The 20,765-nt window shown below is 71.3% G+C and carries 21 protein-coding genes; 7 read left to right on the top strand and 14 right to left on the bottom strand.

Annotated features, from left to right (window positions below; genetic code table 11):
- The first annotated feature begins 73 nt into the window (after positions 1-73).
- Positions 74-535 (top strand): VOC family protein, encoded by a 462-nt coding sequence (locus ACNKF0_RS07350; protein ID WP_416957054.1) that lies wholly within the window; start codon positions 74-76, stop codon positions 533-535.
- 187 nt (positions 536-722) lie between these two features.
- Here the strand turns inward: ACNKF0_RS07350 and ACNKF0_RS07345 are convergent, their stop codons facing one another.
- Positions 723-2,531 carry a 3-hydroxyacyl-CoA dehydrogenase family protein gene (locus tag ACNKF0_RS07345; protein WP_416957052.1) on the bottom strand — a complete coding sequence of 603 codons (1,809 nt, stop codon included), beginning with the start codon at positions 2,529-2,531 and terminating at the stop codon, positions 723-725.
- 46 nt (positions 2,532-2,577) lie between these two features.
- Entirely contained in the window at positions 2,578-3,552 is a 975-nt protein-coding gene (locus tag ACNKF0_RS07340) for a hypothetical protein (RefSeq protein WP_416957050.1), read from the bottom strand.
- 24 nt (positions 3,553-3,576) lie between these two features.
- Here ACNKF0_RS07340 and nucS point away from each other — a divergent pair, with 24 nt between their 5' ends.
- Positions 3,577-4,263 carry an endonuclease NucS gene (nucS, locus tag ACNKF0_RS07335; RefSeq protein WP_416957048.1) on the top strand — a complete coding sequence of 229 codons (687 nt, stop codon included), beginning with the start codon at positions 3,577-3,579 and terminating at the stop codon, positions 4,261-4,263.
- Complete coding sequence (locus ACNKF0_RS07330) at positions 4,263-4,706, top strand: DUF952 domain-containing protein (RefSeq protein ID WP_416957046.1); 444 nt, start codon at positions 4,263-4,265, stop codon at positions 4,704-4,706. Before nucS ends, ACNKF0_RS07330 begins: the two co-directional genes overlap by 1 nt.
- Here ACNKF0_RS07330 and ACNKF0_RS07325 read toward each other — a convergent pair.
- The 6 genes from ACNKF0_RS07325 to ACNKF0_RS07300 all read right to left on the bottom strand — a co-directional run bounded on the left by ACNKF0_RS07325 (position 4,696) and on the right by ACNKF0_RS07300 (position 9,516).
- A complete protein-coding gene (locus ACNKF0_RS07325) occupies positions 4,696-5,310 on the bottom strand; it encodes a histidine phosphatase family protein (RefSeq protein ID WP_416957044.1) in 615 nt (204 codons plus the stop codon). The genes ACNKF0_RS07330 and ACNKF0_RS07325 overlap by 11 nt on opposite strands.
- Positions 5,303-6,214: an FAD-dependent oxidoreductase gene (locus ACNKF0_RS07320; protein ID WP_416957042.1), complete on the bottom strand. Its 912-nt coding sequence runs from the start codon at positions 6,212-6,214 to the stop codon at positions 5,303-5,305. Before ACNKF0_RS07320 ends, ACNKF0_RS07325 begins: the two co-directional genes overlap by 8 nt.
- Positions 6,215-6,226: 12 nt before the next feature.
- Positions 6,227-6,757 (bottom strand): ferritin, encoded by a 531-nt coding sequence (locus tag ACNKF0_RS07315; protein WP_299927736.1) that lies wholly within the window; start codon positions 6,755-6,757, stop codon positions 6,227-6,229.
- A gap of 48 nt (positions 6,758-6,805) precedes the next feature.
- Complete coding sequence (locus ACNKF0_RS07310; RefSeq protein WP_299927739.1) at positions 6,806-7,045, bottom strand: hypothetical protein; 240 nt, start codon at positions 7,043-7,045, stop codon at positions 6,806-6,808.
- A 31-nt stretch (positions 7,046-7,076) separates the two neighbouring features.
- Positions 7,077-9,107, bottom strand: a complete 2,031-nt coding sequence (locus ACNKF0_RS07305; RefSeq protein WP_416957039.1) for a protein meaA — start codon at positions 9,105-9,107, stop codon at positions 7,077-7,079.
- 88 nt (positions 9,108-9,195) lie between these two features.
- Positions 9,196-9,516 carry an STAS domain-containing protein gene (locus ACNKF0_RS07300; protein WP_416957037.1) on the bottom strand — a complete coding sequence of 107 codons (321 nt, stop codon included), beginning with the start codon at positions 9,514-9,516 and terminating at the stop codon, positions 9,196-9,198.
- 132 nt (positions 9,517-9,648) lie between these two features.
- Here ACNKF0_RS07300 and ACNKF0_RS07295 point away from each other — a divergent pair, with 132 nt between their 5' ends.
- The 4 genes from ACNKF0_RS07295 to ACNKF0_RS07280 all read left to right on the top strand — a co-directional run bounded on the left by ACNKF0_RS07295 (position 9,649) and on the right by ACNKF0_RS07280 (position 14,544).
- A complete protein-coding gene (locus ACNKF0_RS07295) occupies positions 9,649-10,221 on the top strand; it encodes a cob(I)yrinic acid a,c-diamide adenosyltransferase (protein WP_416957035.1) in 573 nt (190 codons plus the stop codon).
- Positions 10,222-10,301: 80 nt separating this feature from the next.
- Complete coding sequence (locus tag ACNKF0_RS07290; protein ID WP_416957033.1) at positions 10,302-10,952, top strand: hypothetical protein; 651 nt, start codon at positions 10,302-10,304, stop codon at positions 10,950-10,952.
- 283 nt (positions 10,953-11,235) lie between these two features.
- A complete protein-coding gene (locus ACNKF0_RS07285; RefSeq protein WP_416958444.1) occupies positions 11,236-13,476 on the top strand; it encodes a DEAD/DEAH box helicase in 2,241 nt (746 codons plus the stop codon).
- A 93-nt stretch (positions 13,477-13,569) separates the two neighbouring features.
- A complete protein-coding gene (locus ACNKF0_RS07280) occupies positions 13,570-14,544 on the top strand; it encodes a diguanylate cyclase (RefSeq protein WP_416957031.1) in 975 nt (324 codons plus the stop codon).
- Here ACNKF0_RS07280 and ACNKF0_RS07275 read toward each other — a convergent pair.
- From ACNKF0_RS07275 to atpA, 6 genes are all read right to left on the bottom strand, one after another.
- Positions 14,541-15,710, bottom strand: coding sequence for an MFS transporter (locus ACNKF0_RS07275; RefSeq protein WP_416957029.1), 1,170 nt, complete (start codon positions 15,708-15,710; stop codon positions 14,541-14,543). The genes ACNKF0_RS07280 and ACNKF0_RS07275 overlap by 4 nt on opposite strands.
- 82 nt (positions 15,711-15,792) lie before the next feature.
- Positions 15,793-16,236, bottom strand: a complete 444-nt coding sequence (locus ACNKF0_RS07270; RefSeq protein WP_416957027.1) for a DUF2550 domain-containing protein — start codon at positions 16,234-16,236, stop codon at positions 15,793-15,795.
- Between the two features lie 78 nt (positions 16,237-16,314).
- Positions 16,315-16,719, bottom strand: coding sequence for a F0F1 ATP synthase subunit epsilon (locus ACNKF0_RS07265; RefSeq protein ID WP_416957025.1), 405 nt, complete (start codon positions 16,717-16,719; stop codon positions 16,315-16,317).
- Positions 16,719-18,176 (bottom strand): F0F1 ATP synthase subunit beta, encoded by a 1,458-nt coding sequence (gene atpD, locus ACNKF0_RS07260; protein WP_416957023.1) that lies wholly within the window; start codon positions 18,174-18,176, stop codon positions 16,719-16,721. The genes ACNKF0_RS07265 and atpD overlap by 1 nt, the downstream gene beginning before the upstream one ends.
- 2 nt (positions 18,177-18,178) lie before the next feature.
- Positions 18,179-19,096 carry a F0F1 ATP synthase subunit gamma gene (locus ACNKF0_RS07255; RefSeq protein ID WP_416957021.1) on the bottom strand — a complete coding sequence of 306 codons (918 nt, stop codon included), beginning with the start codon at positions 19,094-19,096 and terminating at the stop codon, positions 18,179-18,181.
- Positions 19,097-19,098: 2 nt separating this feature from the next.
- Positions 19,099-20,739, bottom strand: coding sequence for a F0F1 ATP synthase subunit alpha (gene atpA / locus ACNKF0_RS07250; protein WP_416957019.1), 1,641 nt, complete (start codon positions 20,737-20,739; stop codon positions 19,099-19,101).
- Positions 20,740-20,765 lie beyond the last annotated feature (26 nt).

Here is a 20,765-nt window from a genome sequence, read left to right as displayed (position 1 = left end):
GTCCTGACCGGGCACTTCCTGCCCGTCCTGCGCATGCTGGCCGCCTGTCGGTGGGCCGCTGCAGGATGACCCCATGAGCCGAACCATCCAGGTGACCTTCGACGCCCACGACCCCGAGTCGCTGTCCCGCTTCTGGGCCGACGCCATGGGATACGTCAACCCACCCCCGCCCGGGCGCGAGCTCGCGCCGGGCCAGGACCCCTTCGACGCGTGGCACGACTTCCTGCGCGAGGTCGGCGTGCCGGAGTCGGAGTGGAACTCCGCCTCCGCGGCGCAGGATCCCGACGGCGACGGGCCGCGCCTGTTCTTCCAGCGGGTCCCGGAGGACAAGTCGGCGAAGAACCGGGTCCACCTCGACCTGCGCGCGGCCCCGGGGCTCGCGGGCGAGGAGCGGATGGCCGCCCTCGAGGCCGAGTGCGAGCGCCTGGTCGCCCTCGGCGCGACCCGGGTCGAGCGGCACGAGCCCGCCCCACCCATGACCGCCGGCCACCTCGTGATGACCGACCCGGAGGGCAACGAGTTCTGCCTCGACTGACCAGCGCGTACGACCGACCGCGCCGTCGTCGTCGTACGGAATCGGCTGGCGCCTCAGCGTCATACGACCCCGCACCTATCGGTTCCGGCCCGTATGACGTCGCGCTGCCCGGCACCCCAGCGTCAGACGAACCCGCACCCATGAGTGCCGGTCCGTATGACGCTGGCCGCCCCGGGGAGCCGACCGGCTACCGCGCGCTGTAGTCGCGGAAGCCGCGACCGGCCTTGCGGCCGAGGTAGCCGGCGGTCACCAGGTGCTCCAGCAGCGGGGCGGGGGCGAACCCCGGCTCGCGGAACTCGAGGTAGAGCTCGCGCTGGATGGCCAGCGACACGTCGTTGCCGACCACGTCGAGCAGCTCGAACGGCCCCATCGGGAGGGCACAGCCCTGCTTCATGGCGGTGTCGATGTCGTCGGCGGTCGCGTAGTGCGCCTCGAGCATCTTCACCGCGTCGTTGAGGTAGGGGAAGAGCAGCGCGTTGACGATGAAGCCGGAGCGGTCACCGCACCGCACCGCCACCTTGCCGACCTTCTCGCACAGCGCCAGCACGGTCTCGGTGACGGCCTCGTCGGTGGCGACGGTGGAGACGACCTCGACCAGCTTCATGATCGCGGCGGGGTTGAAGAAGTGCATCCCGATGACGTCCTGCGGACGCTTCGTCACCCTGGCCATCGAGATGATCGGCAGCGACGAGGTGGTGGTCGCCAGGATGGCGCCGGCCCCGCCTCGACCACCCGTGCAGATCTCGTCGAGGTTCTCGAACAGCGTGGTCTTGATGGCGAGGTCCTCGGCGATCGCCTCGACGACGAGGTCGACGTCCCTGAGGTCGTCGAGCGAGGTCGTGCCGCGCACGCGGCCGAGGACCTCGGCCTTCTGCTCCTCAGTCGCCCGCCCGCGCTGGATCTGCTTGTCGAAGCTCTTCGTGATGGCGGCCACGACGCCGTCCACCTTGTCCTGCCCACGGCCGGTGAAGACCACGTCGTAGCCCGCCTTGGCGAACACCTCGACGATCCCCGACGCCATCGTGCCGGTGCCCACGACGCCCACCAGCGCGATGTCGTGGCGCAGCTGCGGCTTGTCCTCGGCGCTCGGGGTGTGGGCGTCGGCGACGACGACCGGGCTGTCGGGCGCCTCGTAGGTGTAGAAGCCGCGGCCCGACTTGCGACCGAGCAGACCGGCGGTGACGTACTGCTTGAGGATCGGCGCCGGGGCGTGCAGCCGGTCGCGGCCCTGCTTGTACATCGTGTCGAGGATCTCGTACGCCGTGTCGAGGCCGATCAGGTCGAGCAGTGCGAGCGGGCCCATGGGGTAGCCACAGCCGAAGCGCATGGCGGCGTCGATGTCCTCGCGGGAGGCGTACCTGCCCTCGTACATCGCGACCGCGTGGTTGAGGTAGCCGAACAGGAGCGTGTTGGCGATGAAGCCGGCCTTGTCGCCGCAGACGACCGGGTTCTTGCCGAGGTCGACCAGCAGTGCCTGGACCGAGGCGAGCACGTCGGGCTCGGTGACGACGGTGCGGATGATCTCGACGAGGTTCTGCACGGGCGCCGGGTTGAAGAAGTGGACGCCCACGACCCGCCCGGGGCGGGCGTTGGCGGTGGAGATCTCGGTGACGCTGAGCGAGGAGGTGTTGGTCGCCAGCACGGCGTCCGGGCGGACGATGCCGTCCAGCGTCCGGAAGATCGACTTCTTGACCTCGAGCGACTCGACCACGGCCTCCACGACCAGGTCGGCGTCGGCGAGGTCCTGCATGTCGGTGGTGAGCGTGATCCGGCCGAGCAGCTCGTCAGCCTGCTCCTGCGTCATCTTCTCGCGCTTCACCGCGCGCCCGGTGGAGTGCTCGAGGTGCTCGCGGCCACGCTGCACGGCCGCCTCGTTGAGCTCGACGCCGATGACCGCGTAGCCGTTGCGGGCGAAGACCTCGGCGATGCCGGCGCCCATGGTGCCGAGGCCGATCACGCCGACCGTGGTGAACTCGCGGGTAGCCGTCTCAGTCATGGACGCATGCTCCCATGCCGTCCCGGCATCACGGATGTGGGAAGCGTCACTCCCCGGCAGGATTCGAGGGGCGTACGACGCGGACCTCGTCGCCCGGCCGGACCGGACCGGGGCGCACGACCCTCGCGCAGAGCCCGCGCAGCCGGCGGGGCTTGCCCTCGGGTCCGTTGACGAAGGCCAGCGCGTCCTTGCCGAAGCGGGCGATGAACTTGCCGCAGCCGTTGTGCGGCTGGTCGGTGACCACGATGACCGCGCCGTCGGGGCCGCCGATGTGCAGCTCGCTCCACGCCGGCAGGTGGGCATGGGACAGGTCGAGGTCCACGAACATCTGGTCGCCCGCGAGCTGCTCGCGCTCGGGGTCCTGGGCGAGGAACTCGACCAGGCGGTGGTTCATCAGGTTGAGCTGCATGTCGGGGTGCGGCGAGCCGTCCGGTGTCCGACGACTCCCCCGCTCGGACCACGTGTCGCCCACCAGCCCCTCGGTGACGTCGAGGTGACCGACGTCGAGCACCTCCCGCGCGCCCGGCGCCGGTCGTCGTACGACCGCACGCAGCGTGCCGACGTCACGTGGGGCTGCGTCGAGCTCGGGCAGGAGGCCCGACAGCTGCGGCAGGGTCCGGTGGGTGCGCAGTACCCGGCGCACGAGCACCCGCCCCGCCTCCTCGGGCAGCCGCGCCAAGGGACCGGGGAGCGGCTCGTCCGCCGGCACCTCGACGAAGCCGTACGCCGCGTAGGTCGCGGCCTCGGACCCCGCGTAGGGGCGGGCCGTGAGCTGGCCGTAGCCGCGGGAGGCGAGGCGCTCGCACACCGACTCCACCAGCGCACGTGCCGTGCTGCCGTGGAGGTCCGGTCCGGCGTGCAGTCCCTCGAGGTGGGCGTGACCGTCGAGCAGGTCGACCCGCGCGTGGCCCACCGGCGGGTCACCGGCGACCATCACGAAGCCGGGTGTGCCGGGGTGCTCGTCGAGGTCGAGGTGCGCGAGATCGCGCTGCCGCGCGGGGCGTACTGCGTGGTCGGTCACGAGGTCACTGTAGATTCGCCCGTCGTGAGGATCGTCGTCGCACGTTGCCAGGTGGACTACGCCGGACGGCTCTCGGCCCACCTGCCGCTCGCCACCCGCGTCCTGATGCTGAAGTCGGACGGGTCGGTCCTGATCCACTCCGACGGCGGCTCCTACAAGCCGCTCAACTGGATGTCGCCGCCGTGCACCGTGCGCGAGGGCGTCTCCGAGGACGGCCAGGCCGAGTGGCTGGTGACCGCGACGAAGTCCGACGACACCCTGCGCATCCTCATCGACGAGGTGCTGCACGACACCTCGCACGACCTGGGCATCGACCCGGGGCTGCAGAAGGACGGCGTGGAGAAGCACCTGCAGGAGCTCCTCGCGGAGCACCCGGCCAGCCTCGCCGACGGCCTCACCCTCGTGCGTCGGGAGTACATGACCGCCATCGGCCCGGTCGACCTGATGTGCCGCGACGCCGACGGCCTCTCGGTCGCGGTGGAGATCAAGCGACGCGGTGAGATCGACGGCGTCGAGCAGCTCACCCGCTACCTCGAGCTCCTCAACCGCGACCCGCTGCTCACCACGAGGGGTCCGGTCCGCGGGATCTACGCCGCCCAGGAGATCAAGCCCCAGGCCCGCGTGCTCGCCACCGACCGCGGCATCGCCTGCGCCCTCGTCGACTACGACGCCCTCCGCGGGATGGACGACGCCGAGCACCGGCTCTTCTGATGGTGCCCGAGCGCATCTTCCACATCGCCACGGACGCGGACTGGCGGCGGACGCTCCAGACCGGGACCTACACCACCTCGACCATCGGGCGCAGCCTCGAGGAGGAGGGCTTCATCCACGCCAGCAGGCGTGACCAGGTGCCGGGCGTCTTCGAGCGCTACTACCGCGGCGCCGGCGAGCACCTCGTGCTGCTCACCATCGACCCGGCGCGGCTCACCCACGCGGAGGTGCGGGTCGAGCCCGTCGGCGACGACACCTACCCCCACGTCTACGGACCGATCGACCGCGGAGCCGTGGTCGAGGTGACGCCGCTCGACCGGCACGGCCGGTCCGAGACGCTCACGTCGCTGTGGGTGAAGGGGATGGCCGTACGCATGGGCTCGGCGCTGGTCGTCATGCTCGCGCTCGCGGCCCTGCTGTGGGCCCTCGGCGTCACCCGCTGACCGACCGGCCGGCCCACGAGCGCGCCACCCACCCGTCGGCGTCGGCCTCCAGCGCGACCACGCCGCAGTTGGGCAGGGGCAGGTCGCGGGTGTGGTCGGGCGCCAGGTTGCGCGCCAGCAGCGGCAGCACCATGCACATCACCCCGCCGTGGCTGACGACCAGCACGGACTCGCCGCGGTGCGCGTCGGCGACCTCGTCGAGGACGGCCCGGTAGCGCGCCAGCACCTCGAGCCCGCTCTCGCCCCCGGGGATGCGCGCGGAGAGGTCACCGCCCAGCCAGGCGGCGAAGGTCGCCGCGAAGGGGTCGGGGTCGCCCGTGGTCCCGGCGGCGTCGCCGACGCCGAACTCGCGCAGCCCGGTGCGTACGACGACGTCGACGCCGAGCCGCGCGGCGACGATCTCCCCCGTCTGCACCGCCCGCGACATGTCGCTCGTCCAGACCCGGTCGATGCGCTCGCCCCGGAGGCTCTCACCCAGCTCGTGCGACTGGGCACGCCCGAGGGAGCTCAGCCAGCCGCCGGCGTCGCTGAGCAGCTCGCTCTCGTAGTCGGCCGCGCCGTGCCGGGCCACGATGATCCGGGCGGCGCACTGGAGGTCACCCATCGACCAGGCCCACCACGTCGTCGGCGCAGCCCCAGCTCACGGTCACACCGCAGCCGCCGTGGCCGTAGCAGTGGACGACCTCGCCGACCCGCTCGAGGCGCACCGACGGGCGACCGGGCCGCAGCCCGACCTTGTGACGCAGAACGCGGGCGCCGGCCAGGCGCGGCTCGATCCGCGCTGCCCGCTCGAGGATCGACGCGGCAACCGCCGGGTCGGGGGTCCGACTCCACTCCCCCTCGACCGCCGTCCCGCCCAGCACGACGTCGTGGGCGCGCGGGACCACGTACGACGGGGTCTCGGCGTCGATCCACCAGCGGTCGATCCCCACCTGCTCCACCAGCACGACCTGACCACGCACGGGCGAGACCGTGCGGTCACCGCCCAGGAGGCGCGCCCCGATGCCGCTGGCGTTGACGACCAGGGCGTCCCCCGTGGGCAGCGCGGACAGGTTCATCCGGGTGACGGTGCCGCCGAGCTGCTCGACCCGGGCGGAGAGCCAGCGGAGGTAGACCGGCATCTCGATCACCGGAGTGCGCATCGTCAGGCCGGACGCATACCCCGCGGGCAGGCTGGTCTCACGGTCGGGTCCGGCGCCCGGGGGCAGGGCATCGCGCCACCACAGGTCACCGGACGACTCGCGGAAGAGCTCGGTGCCGGTGCGCATGACCACGCCGGCCGACTCGTCGTCGCACAGCTCCGCGAAGGCGTCGTACGCCGCCCGCGCCCACCTGACGACGTGCTCCTGCGGCCTGGAGTAGGGCGACCAGACAGCCGCAGCGACCGACGACGTCGTCTCCAGCGGCAGGTCGCGCCCGACCACGTCGACCCGGTGTCCCGCCTCGAGCAGACGCACGGCGCAGGACAGGCCGATCACGCCGGCCCCCACCACGATCACGCGTCGCATGGGAGCAGTCTGTCAGCCTCCGGCGCCGGCCTGGCGCGGAGCCGTGGGGTCCTCACCCTCGCCGCCGTGCTCGCGGGCGACGTACTCCTCGATGTCCTCGATGTCGTCGCGGTTGCGGCTGGCGACGGCCAGCAGGTCGCTCATCGTGGCGACCTCCTCGACCTGCTCCTTGATGAACCACTGCATGAACTGCTCCGAGGCGAAGTCGCCCTCGTCGCGCGCGGTGCGCAGCAGGCCGTTGATCTGGTCGGTGACCCGACGCTCCTGGGCCAGGGCGAGCTCGACCGGTGCCACGAGGTCGGGGAAGACCGACGTGGGTGCGTCGACGGCCGGGATGACGACGTCGGCGTCGGTGTCGACGAGGTACTGCACCATCATCATCGCGTGCCCGCGCTCCTCGAGCGCCTGCTCGTAGAAGAAGGCCGCCATGCGGGGCATCGTCAGCGCGTCGTAGTAGATGGCGCAGGCGAGGTACTGGTTGTGGGCGGCGAGCTCGTTGCCGATCTGGGCGTTGAGCTGCTCGACGAAGCGGGCGGCGGGCACGGGGGGGCTCCTCGGTGGGGTGCGGGGGTCGAGCGTCGGCCGAGGGCGTCAGGCGGCCTTGGCGAGCTTCTTCTTGGTGACCTTCTTGCCGTCGAGCCGCACCAGCTTGCGCTTGTGGACGGTGTAGCCGGCCGGAAGGGTGCCTTCCTTGAGCATGCGGAGGGGGCAGCGCTGGCAGCGCTTCTTGGCCACGCAGCACTCCGTCTTGGGGAGCTTGCGCACCGTCAGCCGGACCGAGGTCGTGTCCTTGGCCCGCGCCTTCTTGTCCTTCTTGTCGTGCTTGCCCACGCCGGGAGGGTACCAGAGAGTTAGGCGAGCCTTACCTGTCCTCGTCCAAGCCGTGGGCAGCACGGATCACGTCCACAAAGCCCCCCATGATCTCGGTCAGTCCGAAGTCCTTGGGCGTGTAGACGGCGGCCACCCCGCGCTCGATGAGCGCTCGGGCGTCGGAGCTCGGGATGATCCCGCCGACGATGACCGGGACGTCGCCGAGGCCTGCGGCCCTGAGCCCGTCGAGCACGTCGGGGACGAGCTCCATGTGAGAGCCGGAGAGGATCGAGAGGCCGACGAGGTGGACGTCCTCGGCCACGGCCGCGGCGACGATCTGCTCGGGCGTGAGCCGGATGCCCTGGTAGATCACCTCGAAGCCGGCGTCGCGCGCGCGTACGGCGACCTGCTCGGCCCCGTTGGAGTGGCCGTCGAGTCCTGGCTTGCCGACCAGTACCCGCAGCCGGCCGCCCAGCTCCTCGCCGGTCGCCCTCACCCGCTCGCGCACGGCGGACAGCTCGGCGCCGACGTCTGCGACACCGACGGCGCCGCTGACGCCCGTGGGCGCCCGGAACTCGCCGAAGACCTCGCGCAGCGTGCCGGCCCACTCCCCCGTCGTCGCGCCCGCCCGGGCAGCTACCAGCGTGGGCTTCATCAGGTTGGCGTCGGTCCTGGCCGCGTCGGCCAGCGCCGCCAGCGCCTCGGCGACCGCGGTCTCGTCGCGCTGCGCCTTCCAGGCCGCGACGGAGTCGAGGGCGGACCTCTCCGCCTCGGGGTCAGCGGCCATGATGGCGCCGTCGAGGTCGGCGGTCAGCGGGGACGGCTCGGTGGTCTCGAACCGGTTGACCCCGACGATGACCTCCTCGCCGGACTCGATGCGGGCGCGCCGGGCGGCGTGGGCGGACACCAGGTTCTGCTTCATGTAGCCCGACTCCACCGCGGCGATCGCCCCGCCCATGGCCTGGACCCGGTCGATCTCGGCCCGTGCGCCCTCGACGAGCTCGGCGACCTTGGCCTCGATGACGTGGCTCCCGGCGAAGATGTCGTCGTACTCGAGCAGGTCGGACTCGAACGCGAGCACCTGCTGGAAGCGCAGCGACCACTGCTGGTCCCACGGCCTCGGCAGGCCGAGCGCCTCGTTCCACGCGGGCAGCTGGACGGCGCGGGCGCGGGCGTCCTTGGACAGCGTCACGCCGAGCATCTCGAGCACGATGCGCTGGACGTTGTTCTCCGGCTGCGCCTCGGTGAGGCCGAGCGAGTTGACCTGCACGCCGTAGCGGAAGCGGCGCATCTTCGGGTCCTGCACCCCGTAGCGCTCGCGGGTGATCTCGTCCCACAGCTGCACGAAGGCCCGCATCTTGCAGGTCTCCTCGACGAACCGGACGCCGGCGTTGACGAAGAAGGAGATGCGACCGACGACCTTCTCGAAGTCGTCCTCCGAGACCTGGCCCGAGCTCCGCACCTGGTCGAGGACGGCGATCGCGGTGCACAGCGCGTAGGCGACCTCCTGCACGGGCGTCGCGCCGGCCTCCTGCAGGTGGTAGCTGCAGATGTTGATCGGGTTCCACTTCGGGATCTCGTGGACCGTGTAGGCGATCATGTCGGCGATCAGGCGCAGCGAGGGCTCCGGCCCGAAGACGTAGGTGCCCCGGGACAGGTACTCCTTGATGATGTCGTTCTGCGTCGTGCCGGCGAGCAGGTGGGCGACCTCGTCGGGCGAGAGGTCGGGGTTCTGCTCCTCGGCGACCACCTGGTACATCGCGAGCAGCCACATGGCCGTCGCGTTGATCGTCATCGACGTGTTCATCTCGGTGAGCGGGATGTCGCGGAACAGCTTGCGCATCTCGCCCAGGTGCGGGACCGGTACGCCGACCTTGCCGACCTCGCCGCGGCTGAGCGGGCTGTCGGGGTCGTAGCCGGTCTGCGTCGGGAGGTCGAAGGCCACGCTCAGGCCGGTCTGCCCCTTCGCAAGGTTGGTGCGGTAGAGCGCGTTGGACGCCTCGGCCGTGGAGTGGCCGGCGTAGGTGCGCATCACCCAGGGCCGATCCTTGACAGGGCGGTCCGTCTCACCAGTCTCGGTCATGGTCGACAGGGTAGGGCGACGGTTACCCGGCAGTCACCGGGCAGGACGTGTGACGGATGCCTCAGCGCCGCTCGCTGTCTGCAGGGCTTCAGGCGGACGCGGAGACGCGCTCGACCTCGATCGCGTGGGCGAGCCGGGCCAGGTGCACCATCCGGCGCACGGCGGGGCCGGGATTGCGGACCGTGAGGTGGTGGCCGGCGAGCCAGGCGTGGCGGGTGGCGACGGCGAGGAGGCGCAGGGCCGTGAGGTCGATCGTGGACACGGCGGTCATGTCGATGACGACGTCCTCGTCGAGGACGTCGATGCACTCGTAGATGGCGTTGCGGACCTCCCACGTGCTGCGCACGTCGAAGTCCCCCTGCAGGACGAGAACGTGTGCATCCACGACGACGTCCGAGACGATGTCCATCCGGTGCTCCTCACCGGCGTCCCCCGACGCCTGGGTCGTGACCCCTGTCACTCCTACTGACGTAGTTGTACCCCGTTCGGTTGCATCGATGCCTCACCTTTTCCGGCGCGTCCCGGCGGTTAGGCTCCGCCCATGGTCAACCTGACGCGCATCTACACCCGCACCGGCGACGCCGGACGCACCCGCCTCGGCGACATGAGCGAGACCTCGAAGACCGACGCGCGCCTCGAGGCGTACGCCTGCGTCGACGAGGGCAACGCCCACATCGGCGTCGCGCTGGCCCACGGCGGCCTCGACGACGACGTCGTCGCGGTCCTCACCCGTGTGCAGAACGACCTCTTCGACGTGGGTGCCGACTTCTGCACCCCGGTCGTCGCGGACCCGGAGTACCCCCCGCTGCGGATCGAGCAGGACTACGTCGACCGCCTCGAGGCGTGGTGCGACCACTACAACGAGGACCTGCCCGCGCTGCGGTCGTTCATCCTGAACGGTGGCACCATCGCGGCGGCCCACCTGCACGTCGCGCGCACTGTCGTACGCCGTGCCGAGCGGGCCGGGTGGGCGGCCTGGGCCGAGCACGAGGACACCATGAACGTCCTCGCGATCACGTACCTCAACCGCCTCTCCGACCTGCTCTTCATCCTCGCCCGGCACGCCAACCGCGCGAACGGTGACGTGCTGTGGGTGCCCGGCGGCGAGCGCTGACCGCCATCGGGGGAGGGTGGCCGGCAGCCTGTGGAGAGCAGCAGCCGGCTGTCGGCCCGCGGTGACACGATGAGCCCGCCATGGACATCCGCCACGCGCTCACCGACGCCTACCTCGCCGAGTTCTTCGACCCCGGCACGCTGACCCGCGCCCGGCACTACCTCGACGCGGTCGAGGAGATCGAGGTCGTCCACGAGACCGACAGCTCCTTGACCGCCACCGCGACGGTCCTGGGCACCGCCCCGGTCCCCTACCGGGTGCAGTTCCACGCCGAGGTCGACGACGCGGCCGACTGGGTCTTCAGCGCCTGCTCGTGCCCGGTCGCGCGGATGTGCAAGCACGGCGCGGCCGTCGCGCTGACGCTGCGCTCCCCCGCGCCGGCGGTCACCGGTTCGGCCTGGCGCCACCAGCTCGGCCGGCTCGCGGGCGACCTCGAGGCCCGGGCGCGCTCGACCCTGACCGGCCAACGCCTCGGGCTCGAGCCAGCAGGCGCCCGGCGTCACGCTGGTCCCGGGGGCGGCGGGCGAGCTCTCGATGCGTCCGGTGCGGCCCGGGGCGCGACGGGGGTGGGCACGCAGCGGGGCGGAGTGGAGCGACATCGCCGGGCCGGTGGCGACCTCGCGCTTCGTGCCCGCCCAGGTCGACGCCCTGCGTGCCCTCCACCGCGGCCTGGTCGCCCGCCACGCCTACGTGGTGGCGGGCGCGCCCTCCGCCCTGGAGGACTACGGTGACCGCCTGGTGCCGGCGCTGCGCCACGCGGTCGCCCAGGGGGTGACCCTCGTCCCCGGCGCCGGGCTCGCGTCGGTCCGGATCGCCCCGGAGCCAGCGGAGGTCGTCGCCGACCTCGTCGAGGTCGACGACGAGCTGCGCCTCGACGTCGCGGTGCGACTGCAGGGTCGACGCTGGCGCGCGGGCGCGGTGGTCCCCCTCGGTCGCCCGGCCACGTCGGTGGCCCTGTTCGAGGACGACGACGTGGTCCTCGCCGAGCTGTCGGAGCCGTGCCACGACGCGCTGATGGACCTCGTCCTCGACCGCGGGGGCGTGGTCGTCCCGCGTGACGAGCGCGACGCCTTCCTGGAGGCGCTCGCTCCCCTGGCGCGCAGCCTCGTGGTCGAGTCGTCCGACGGCTCGGTGGAGGTGCCGGCGCCGCCGCGCCCCCGGCTCTCGCTGACGGTCACCTGGCAGTCGTCGACCTCGGCCGCCCTGCGCTGGCAGTGGGTCTACGGTGACCGGCGCTGCGACGTCGACGCGACCGACCCGCTCGACGGCCTGCGAGACCCCGCGGTCGAGCGCTCGGTCCTCGCCACGTTGCCCGACTCGCTCGCCCCCGCCGCTGCGACGCCCGGGACCGTGCCGGACTCGGTGTCCGGGGGCGACGCCCTCGCGTTCGCCCTGCACGAGCTCCCGCACCTGCGCACCCTCCCCGACCTCGACGTCGACGAGCGCACGCCTCCCGACTTCCGTGAGTCGACCGAGGACCCCGAGATCGCCTTCGTGCTCGCTGACGCCCAGCCCGACCACACCGACTGGCTCGACCTGGAGGTGCGGGTGAGCGTCGACGGCGAGCAGGTGCCGCTCCCCGACGTGCTGGCCGCGCTCACGCACGAGGAGGAGTTCCTGGTGCTGCCCAGCGGCCTCTACGTCACCCTCGACCGACCCGAGTTCACCCGGCTGCACGAGCTGGTGGCCCTGGCGGCCCAGCTGCGCGAGTCGCAGGCCGACCGCCTCAGCGTGGGCTCCCACGACGTGGCCGTGTGGGCCGAGCTGGCCGACCTCGGGGTCGTCGACGAGCGCGCCGCGGCGTGGGTCGAGCGGGCGACCGCCCTGCGCGCCGTCACCGACCTGCCGCGCCCCGACCCGCCGCCGGGCCTGACCACCGAGCTCCGCCCCTACCAGCGCGACGGCTTCTGGTGGCTGGCCTTCCTGCACGACCACGGACTCGGCGGCATCCTCGCCGACGACATGGGCCTCGGGAAGACGCTGCAGGTGCTCGCGCTCGTCGAGCACGTACGCTCCTCCGGGCTCGAGGCGCCCTTCCTCGTGGTCGCGCCGACGAGCGTGGTGACGGCGTGGCGCCAGCAGGCGGTCACCCACGCGCCGGGCCTGCGCGTGGGCGTCGTACGCCGCCGCACCGACGACGTGGCGCGGATCGCCGCGACCCACGACGTGGTGGTCACCACCTACGCCATGCTGCGCCTCGAGCGCGAGCAGTTCGCCGCGCGACGGTGGAGCGGACTGGTGCTCGACGAGGCGCAGCAGGTCAAGAACCACCTCGGCAAGACCTACGCTGCCGTCCGCTCGATCGACTCCGACTTCCGCCTCGCCGTCACGGGCACCCCCTTCGAGAACCGGCTGATGGAGCTCTGGGCGCTGCTCTCGATCACCGCGCCCGGCCTCTACCCCACCTCGCGGCGCTTCCGCGACGTCGTGGTCGGACCTGTCGAGAAGGACGGCGACGAGGCGTCGCTCCGGCGCTTCCGCACCCGCATCCGTCCCTTCGTGCTGCGGCGCACCAAGGACCTCGTCGCCGCCGATCTGCCGCCCAAGCAGGAGCAGGTCCTCGAGGTCGATCTCGAGCCGCGGCACCGCCGGATCTACGACACCCACCTCGCCAAGGAGCGCCAGAAGATCCTGGGACTCGTGGACGACTTCGACCGCAACCGGATGGCGATCTTCAGCGCGCTCACCCGCCTGCGGCAGCTCGCCCTCGACCCCGCGCTCGTCGACCCCGCCCACGACCGGGTCGGCTCGGCGAAGACCCAGCTGCTCGCCGAGCACCTCGTCGAGATCACCGCCGAGGGCCACCGCTCGCTGGTGTTCAGCACGTTCACCTCCTATCTGCGCCGGGTGCGCGACCGGCTCACCGAGGAGGGCGTCGCGACCGTCTACCTCGACGGCTCGACGCGCGACCGCGAGGAGGTCATCGAGGCCTTCCGCCGCGGGGAGGCGCCGGTGTTCCTGATCAGCCTCAAGGCGGGCGGCACCGGCCTGACCCTCACCGAGGCCGACTACGTCTTCCTGCTCGACCCGTGGTGGAACCCCGCCGCGGAGGCGCAGGCGGTGGACCGCGCGCACCGGATCGGGCAGGACAAGCACGTCCTCGTCTACCGCATGGTGGCCACCGACACCATCGAGGAGAAGGTGACGGCCCTCAAGGCCCGCAAGGCCGAGCTGTTCGCCAAGGTGGTGGACGGCGGCGGCGCGACCTCGACCGGCATCACCGCCGACGACATCCGCGGACTGTTCGAGGACTGAACCCGCGCGCCTTTCGCTCGCATGCGCCTGCGCCGACCCCCGCCTCGAGGCGACAATGCTCCGGACCGTCACCGACACGCTCCGAGGAGAGACGTGCCCCTGCAGAGCTCCGCCCCCGCACCGCCGCCGGCGCTGGCCACGATGACGAGCTTCGAGGACGCCTCCCGCCTGGTCCTCGACCACCTGCAGGCCCACGTGCCGATGGGGTTCTGGACCGTGTCGCGGGTGATCGACGGTCGACAGGTCTACCTCGACGTCACGCCCGACAACGCGTTCGGGCTCGACGTGGGCGACGGGCCTGCCTGGGCGGACTCCCTGTGCCACGCGATGTGGGTCACCGGGGCTCCCAGCGTCGCTCCCGACATCACCCGCGTCCCGGCCTACTCCGGCAACCGCGCGGCGCGGGCCCTCGACGTCACCAGCTACGTCGGGATCCCCGTCTACAACAGCGACCAGACGCTCTTCGGCACGATCTGCGGCATCGACCCGGAGGCCCGACCCGAGTCCTTCACCGAGGTCACCCCGCTGCTGGAGCTGCTCGGCCAGCTGCTGAGCGTGGTGCGCAACCTCGACGGCCGCACCGTCTCGCTGGCCCGGCGCCTGGAGCAGACCCTGCTGGAGTCGGAGACCGACCCGCTGACCGGGCTGCGCAACCGGCGCTCCTGGCACCGCGCGCTGTCGACCGAGGAGGCCCGCCACCACCGGCTCGGTGACCACGCGAGCATCGTGATGATCGACCTCGACGGCCTCAAGCAGGTCAACGACGGCCAGGGCCACGCAGCCGGCGACGCCCTGCTGCGCCGGGCGGCCGGCGTGGTGCGCGGGTCGTCGCGACAGACCGATGTGGTGGCCAGGCTGGGCGGTGACGAGTTCGCCGTCCTGTGCCCGCAGACCACCGCCTCCCAGGTCGCGGTGTACGCCGACCGGATCCGCACCGAGCTGGCCGCTGCCGGCCTCTCGGCAGGGGTCGGCGTCGCCACGCTCGACCGGACGGGCACGATCGCCGAGACCGAGGCCGCTGCCGACGCTGCGATGTACGTCGACAAGCGGCGACGCCGCGCCTGCTAGGCCACCCGCTCGGACTCGCCGACCCGCTGCTCACGGGCGGCGGGCACGACCAGCGCCGCGGGCATCAGGAGCACGGCGACCACGAGCAGGGCCTTGAGCGTGCCGACCTCGTCGCCGACGAAGCCGAGGAGCGGCGGGCCGGCGAGGAAAGCCGCGTAGCCGATGGTCGACACGACGCTGACCCGCGACGCCGCCCGGACCGGGTCGTCGGCGGCGGCGCTCATGCCCACGGGGAAGCCGAGCGAGGCGCCCAGGCCCCAGAGCACGATGCCGACCACCACCAGCGCTGGCTGGTCGGCGAGGACGATCAGCAGGACGCCGGCGCCGGCGAGCACCATGGTGCCCCACAGCACGACCACGCGCCCGAACCGGTCGATCAGGCCGGTGCCGGCGAAGCGGCCCGCGGTCATCGCCAGCACGAAGACGGCGAACCCGGCCACCCCGGCGGCGTGGGAGACGTCGTGTCCGTCGACCAGCGCGACGGCGAGCCAGTCGTTGGCCGTGCCCTCGGTCATCGCCAGGGCCAGCACCATCACGCCGATGAGCAGCGTGCGCGGCTCGAGCCACGCGCGGGCCGCGGAGGAGGCGGTCTGCTCGTGCCGCTTCGCGACCGGCAGGAAGGACGGCGAGGAGCGCCAGACCAGCACGATGGCGAGCAGCACGACGCCCACGAGGTGGACGACGGCGGGCACGCCGAGCTCGATCAGCAGCGCACCACCCAGGGCACCGACCACCGTGCCGCCGCTGAAGCCGGCGTGGAAGCGCGGCATGATCGTGCGCCGGAGGCCGCGCTCGACCTCGGCCCCCTCGACGTTCATCGCCACGTCCCACACGCCGATGCCCAGCCCGTAGACGAAGAGACCGGCGACGGTCAGCGGCAGCACGTGGCCCAGCCCGAGCGCGGCGGTGGCCATCCCGAGCGTGGCCGCGACCGCCCCCAGCCGCACGATGCGGACGGTTCCGAGGGCGTTGATGGCTGCGCCCGTGGTCGGCAGCGCCAGCACCGATCCCATGGCGATGGCGAGGAGGACGAGGCCGAGCTGACCGTTGGTGAGGTCGAAGCTGGAGCGCACCTCGGGGATGCGGGAGACCCAGCTGGCGAAGACCAGGCCGTTGAGGAAGAACGTCAGCCCCACGGCGTTGCGGGCGGCGGTCAGGGTCGGCACGGTGCTGCTCCTCGGTGCGGGCGGAACGACTCGAACGGGTGCGGGTGGGCGGCTCGACCGGCCCCGCACCACGCCCGGCGTGCTAGCGCCTGTTCCAGTCGGTGCCGGGCGGGCCGGCCTCGAGCCAGGACTGGAAGCCGGTGAGGGACGCCTCGCTCATCGCGATCTCCAGCGGCTCGCCGTCGTAGTGGCACGACGCCACGACGTGACCGTCGTAGAGCGACATCTCCTCGGCCCCGGCCGGCGAGCGGCGCCCGGCGTAGTCGAGCAGGTCACGGGCCCACACCCGCTTGGGGCGCGGGGACAGGGAGAAGATGCGGAACCACTCCAGTGACTGCCCGGAGTAGCGCCCGATGCCGAGCAGCCAACCGCGTCCCGGGTGCTCGGTGCGCACCCGGTAGCTGAGCTCGAAGGTGCCGCCGTGGCGCGCCAGCAGGCGGCGGCGGACGATGAGGGCGACGCCGTAGAGCAGGGCGAGGAGCAGGCACAGCCCGACGATGTCGAGCGCCCATTCCCAGACCGGCATCCACACCCCTCGAACGCAGTGAGCGCACGAGCCCTGCGGCTCGTGCGCTCACCCTAGCGGTCGGTCCGGAGGCCTCCGTCAGGAGGCCCGCTCCACGGCCCGGATCCGGGCCTCGGCACGTCGTACGGCCTCCTGGGCCGCGTCGTCGTTCTCGCCGGACGCCTTCGCCCGCTCGAGCTCCTGGCGCGCCCTCTCCAGGTCGATCTCGTGGGACATCTCGGCGCGCTCGGCGAGGATCGAGACGCGGTTGTCGGCGACCGAGAGGAACCCGGCGTCGACGGCCGCGATCCAGGTCTCGCCCTCTGCGGTGTGCACGTCCACGACGCCCTCGATGATCGAGGACAGCAGCGGCGCGTGGTTGGGCAGGATCCCGACGTCACCCTCGGTGGTGCGGGCGATGACCATGGTGGCCTGGCCCGACCAGACGAGCCGGTCGGCGGCGACCAGCTCGACCTGGAGGACCTTGTCGGACGACTCGGCCATCAGAGGCTCTTCTGGATCTCGGCCCACTTCTTCTCGACGTCGTCCAGACCGCCGCACATGAAGAAGGCCTGCTCGGCCACGTGGTCGTACTCGCCGTCAGCGATCTTGTTGAACGCCTCGATGGTGTCGGCCACCGGGACGGTCGAACCCTCGATGCCGGTGAACTGCTTGGCGACGTAGGTGTTCTGCGACAGGAAGCGCTGGATGCGGCGGGCCCGGGAGACGATGATCTTGTCCTCCTCGGAGAGCTCGTCGACACCGAGGATCGCGATGATGTCCTGCAGCTCCTTGTTGCGCTGGAGGATCTGCTTGATCCGGACGGCACAGCGGTAGTGGTCCTCACCGATGTACTGCGGGTCGAGGATCCGGGAGGTCGACGTCAGCGGGTCCACGGCCGGGTAGATGCCCAGCGAGGCGATCTCTCGCGACAGCTCGGTGGTCGCGTCGAGGTGCGCGAACGTGGTGGCCGGCGCCGGGTCGGTGTAGTCGTCGGCGGGGACGTAGATCGCCTGCAGCGAGGTGATCGAGTGACCACGCGTCGAGGTGATGCGCTCCTGCAGCTGACCCATCTCGTCGGCGAGGTTGGGCTGGTAGCCCACCGCGGACGGCATGCGGCCGAGCAGCGTGGAGACCTCGGAGCCGGCCTGGGTGAAGCGGAAGATGTTGTCGATGAAGAGCAGCACGTCCTGCTTCTGCACGTCGCGGAAGTACTCCGCCATCGTCAGGGCCGACAGGGCGACACGCAGGCGGGTGCCCGGCGGCTCGTCCATCTGGCCGAAGACGAGGGCGGTCTGGCCGAGGACGCCGGCCTCCTCCATCTCGACGATGAGGTCGTTGCCCTCACGGGTGCGCTCGCCGACACCGGCGAACACCGACACACCACCGTGGTCCTTGGCGACTCGCGCGATCATCTCCTGGATGAGCACGGTCTTGCCGACGCCGGCACCACCGAACAGGCCGATCTTGCCGCCCTGCACGTAGGGGGTCAGCAGGTCGATGACCTTGATGCCCGTCTCGAACATCTGGGTCTTGGACTCGAGCTGGTCGAAGGCCGGAGCCTTGCGGTGGATGCCCCAGCGCTCGGCCGGCTCGAAGGTCTCGCCCTCGGCCAGGTTGAGCACGTCGCCGGTGGTGTTGAACACCTTGCCGAGCGTCGCGTCGCCCACGGGGACCGTGATCGACGCGCCGGTGTCGGTGACCTGGCCACCGCGGACGAGGCCGTCGGTCGGCTTCATCGAGATCGCGCGGACCATGCCGTCACCGATGTGCTGGGCGACCTCGAGGATGATCGACTTGGTCTCGCCGCTCAGCTCGAAGTCGCAGGTCAGGGCGTTGTAGATGGGGGGCATCGAGTCGGTCGGGAACTCGATGTCCACGACGGGGCCGATGACCCGGGCGATGCGGCCGACAGCGCCGGCCCCGCCCTGGGTGGTCGTCTCTTCAACAGTGGCAGTCATGTTCACTCACTCCCGGCTTGTGCGTCGGCAAGGGCGTTGACGCCACCGACGATCTCGCTGATCTCTTGGGTAATGCCAGCCTGGCGGGCCTGGTTGGCGATGCGCTTGTACTTCTTGATGAGCTCGTCGGCGTTGTCCGTGGCGGACTTCATCGCCTTCTGGCGAGCGGCCAGCTCGGAGGCGGCCGCCTGCAGCAGGGCGAAGAAGATCCGGCTCTGGACGTAGCGCGGGAGCAGGGAGTCGAGCACCTCCGAGGGGGACGGCTCGAACTCGTAGAGCGGCAGCAGGTCGGCCTTCTCGGGCGCCTCGGTGCCTTCGACGACCTCCAGCGGCAGCAGGCGTACGGCCGTCGGCTCCTGGCTCAGCATCGAGCGGAACCGCGTGTAGACCACGTGGACCTCGTCGACCGCGTGGCCCTCGTCGCCGGTCTCGGCGAGGAACGCCTCGATCAGCGTCGCGCCGATCTCGGCAGCCACGTCGTAGGTCGGCTGGTCGGAGAAGCCCGTCCAGGACTGGACCACCGCGCGCTGGCGGAACTTGAAGTAGGCCTCGCCCTTGCGACCGCTGGTGTAGAGGTCGACGTCCTTGCCCTCGCCCTTGAGCTTCTCGACGAGGCGCTCGGCCTCCTTGATCACGCTCGAGGAGTAGGCGCCAGCCAGACCGCGGTCGGAGGTGATGATGAGGACTGCGGCCTTCTTAGGGTCCTCCGGCTCCAGCGTCAGCGCGTGGTCGACGTTGGAGAACGTCGCCACGGCCGACACCGCGCGGGTGAGCTCACGGGCGTACGGCGCTGCCGCCTGGGCCCGCTGCTGCGCCTTGATGATGCGGGACGCCGCGATGAGCTCCATGGCACGCGTGATCTTCTTCATCGACTCCGTCGACCTGATCCGCGCGCGGTACTCGCGTACCGAGAGAGCCATCGTCAGCTCCGCTTCTGCTTGACGATCTGCTCCTGCTCGACGTCCTCGTCCTCGAGGGCGACGTGCTCTTCCTTGCCGGCCTTGATGCTCTGGCCGTCGGAGGTCTCGAACTGGTCGAGGAAGGAGTCGTAGGCAGATGCCAGCTGGTCCTCGGTGGAGTCCTCGAACTTCAGGGACTCACGGATGCCGGCGAGGATGCCCTCGTGGCTGCGGCGCAGGTAGTCGAGGAACTCGTTCTCGAAGCGCAGCACGTCGTCGGTCGGGACCTTGTCGAGGCGACCCGACGTGCCGGTCCACAGCGAGACGGTCATCTCCTCGACCGGGTACGGCGAGTACTGCGGCTGCTTGAGCAGGGCCATCAGGCGCTGACCGCGGTCGAGCTGCTGGCGCGAGGCCGCGTCGAGGTCGGAGGCGAACATCGCGAAGGCCTCCATGGCGCGGAACTGCGCCAGGTCGACCTTGAGCGAGCCGGTGACCGCCTTCATGGCCTTGGTCATCGCCGAGCCACCCACGCGCGAGACCGAGACACCCACGTCGATGGCGGGGCGCTGGTTGGCCGCGAACAGGTCGGACTGGAGGAAGATCTGACCGTCGGTGATCGAGATGACGTTGGTCGGGATGAACGCCGAGACGTCGTTGGCCTTCGTCTCGATGATCGGCAGACCGGTCATCGAGCCCTTGCCCATGTCGTCGGACAGCTTCGCGCAACGCTCGAGGAGCCGGCTGTGCAGGTAGAACACGTCGCCGGGGTAGGCCTCGCGGCCCGGCGGGCGACGCAGCAGCAGCGACACCGCGCGGTAGGCCTCGGCCTGCTTGGTCAGGTCGTCGAAGACGATCAGGACGTGCTTGCCGTCGTACATCCAGTGCTGGCCGATGGCCGAGCCGGTGTAGGGGGCGAGGTACTTGAAGCCCGCGGAGTCCGACGCCGGCGAGGCGACGATGGTGGTGTACTCCAGCGCGCCCGCCTCCTCGAGGGCACCACGCACAGAGGCGATGGTCGAGCCCTTCTGGCCGATGGCGACGTAGATGCAGCGCACCTGCTTGTCCGGGTCACCGGACTCCCAGTTGGCCTTCTGGTTGATGATCGTGTCGATCGCGATCGTGGTCTTGCCGGTCGCGCGGTCACCGATGATCAGCTGGCGCTGGCCACGGCCGATCGGCGTGAGGGAGTCGATGGCCTTGATGCCGGTGGCCAGGGGCTCGTGCACGGACTTGCGCACCATCACGCCGGGAGCCTGCAGCTCGAGGGCGCGGCGCTCGTCGGACGCGATCTCGCCGAGGCCGTCGATCGGGGTGCCGAGCGGGTCGACCACGCGACCGAGGTAGCCCTCGCCCACGGGGACCGAGAGGATCTCGCCCGTGCGACGCACGGTCTGGCCCTCCTCGATCTTGTCGAAGTCACCCAGGACCACGACACCGACCTCGCGGGTGTCGAGGTTGAGGGCGAGGCCGAGCGTGCCGTCCTCGAACTCGAGCAGCTCGTTGGCCATCACCGACGGCAGGCCGGAGACACGGGCGATGCCGTCCGCGGCCTCGGCCACGGTGCCGACCTCTTCCTTGGTCGCCGACTCGGGCTTGTAGTCCGACACGAAGCGCTGAAGAGCGTCGCGGATCTCGTCCGGACGGATGGACAGCTCCGTCATTTCATCTCACCTGTTCTCTGGTCTGC

It is taken from the genome of Nocardioides sp. T5 (assembly GCF_048161455.1).
Classification (GTDB): domain Bacteria; phylum Actinomycetota; class Actinomycetes; order Propionibacteriales; family Nocardioidaceae; genus Nocardioides.
Note: the sequence above shows the minus strand (reverse complement) of the source record. Positions and strands in the feature narration are given on the sequence as shown.

Excerpts from the sequence above, each read along its gene's own strand:
- ACNKF0_RS07295 (WP_416957035.1), top strand. The coding sequence starts at position 9,649 with ATGGTCAACCTGACGCGCATCTACACCCGCACCGGCGACGCCGGACGC.
- atpD (WP_416957023.1), bottom strand. The coding sequence starts at position 18,176 with ATGACTGCCACTGTTGAAGAGACGACCACCCAGGGCGGGGCCGGCGCT.
- ACNKF0_RS07345 (WP_416957052.1), bottom strand. The coding sequence starts at position 2,531 with ATGACTGAGACGGCTACCCGCGAGTTCACCACGGTCGGCGTGATCGGC.
- ACNKF0_RS07265 (WP_416957025.1), bottom strand. The coding sequence starts at position 16,719 with ATGGCCGAGTCGTCCGACAAGGTCCTCCAGGTCGAGCTGGTCGCCGCC.
- ACNKF0_RS07300 (WP_416957037.1), bottom strand. The coding sequence starts at position 9,516 with ATGGACATCGTCTCGGACGTCGTCGTGGATGCACACGTTCTCGTCCTG.
- ACNKF0_RS07320 (WP_416957042.1), bottom strand. The coding sequence starts at position 6,214 with ATGCGACGCGTGATCGTGGTGGGGGCCGGCGTGATCGGCCTGTCCTGC.
- ACNKF0_RS07325 (WP_416957044.1), bottom strand. The coding sequence starts at position 5,310 with ATGGGTGACCTCCAGTGCGCCGCCCGGATCATCGTGGCCCGGCACGGC.
- ACNKF0_RS07350 (WP_416957054.1), top strand. The coding sequence starts at position 74 with ATGAGCCGAACCATCCAGGTGACCTTCGACGCCCACGACCCCGAGTCG.
- ACNKF0_RS07285 (WP_416958444.1), top strand. The coding sequence starts at position 11,236 with ATGGACCTCGTCCTCGACCGCGGGGGCGTGGTCGTCCCGCGTGACGAG.
- ACNKF0_RS07305 (WP_416957039.1), bottom strand. The coding sequence starts at position 9,107 with ATGACCGAGACTGGTGAGACGGACCGCCCTGTCAAGGATCGGCCCTGG.
- ACNKF0_RS07330 (WP_416957046.1), top strand. The coding sequence starts at position 4,263 with ATGGTGCCCGAGCGCATCTTCCACATCGCCACGGACGCGGACTGGCGG.
- ACNKF0_RS07290 (WP_416957033.1), top strand. The coding sequence starts at position 10,302 with ATGGACATCCGCCACGCGCTCACCGACGCCTACCTCGCCGAGTTCTTC.
- atpA (WP_416957019.1), bottom strand. The coding sequence starts at position 20,739 with ATGACGGAGCTGTCCATCCGTCCGGACGAGATCCGCGACGCTCTTCAG.
- ACNKF0_RS07270 (WP_416957027.1), bottom strand. The coding sequence starts at position 16,236 with ATGCCGGTCTGGGAATGGGCGCTCGACATCGTCGGGCTGTGCCTGCTC.
- ACNKF0_RS07255 (WP_416957021.1), bottom strand. The coding sequence starts at position 19,096 with ATGGCTCTCTCGGTACGCGAGTACCGCGCGCGGATCAGGTCGACGGAG.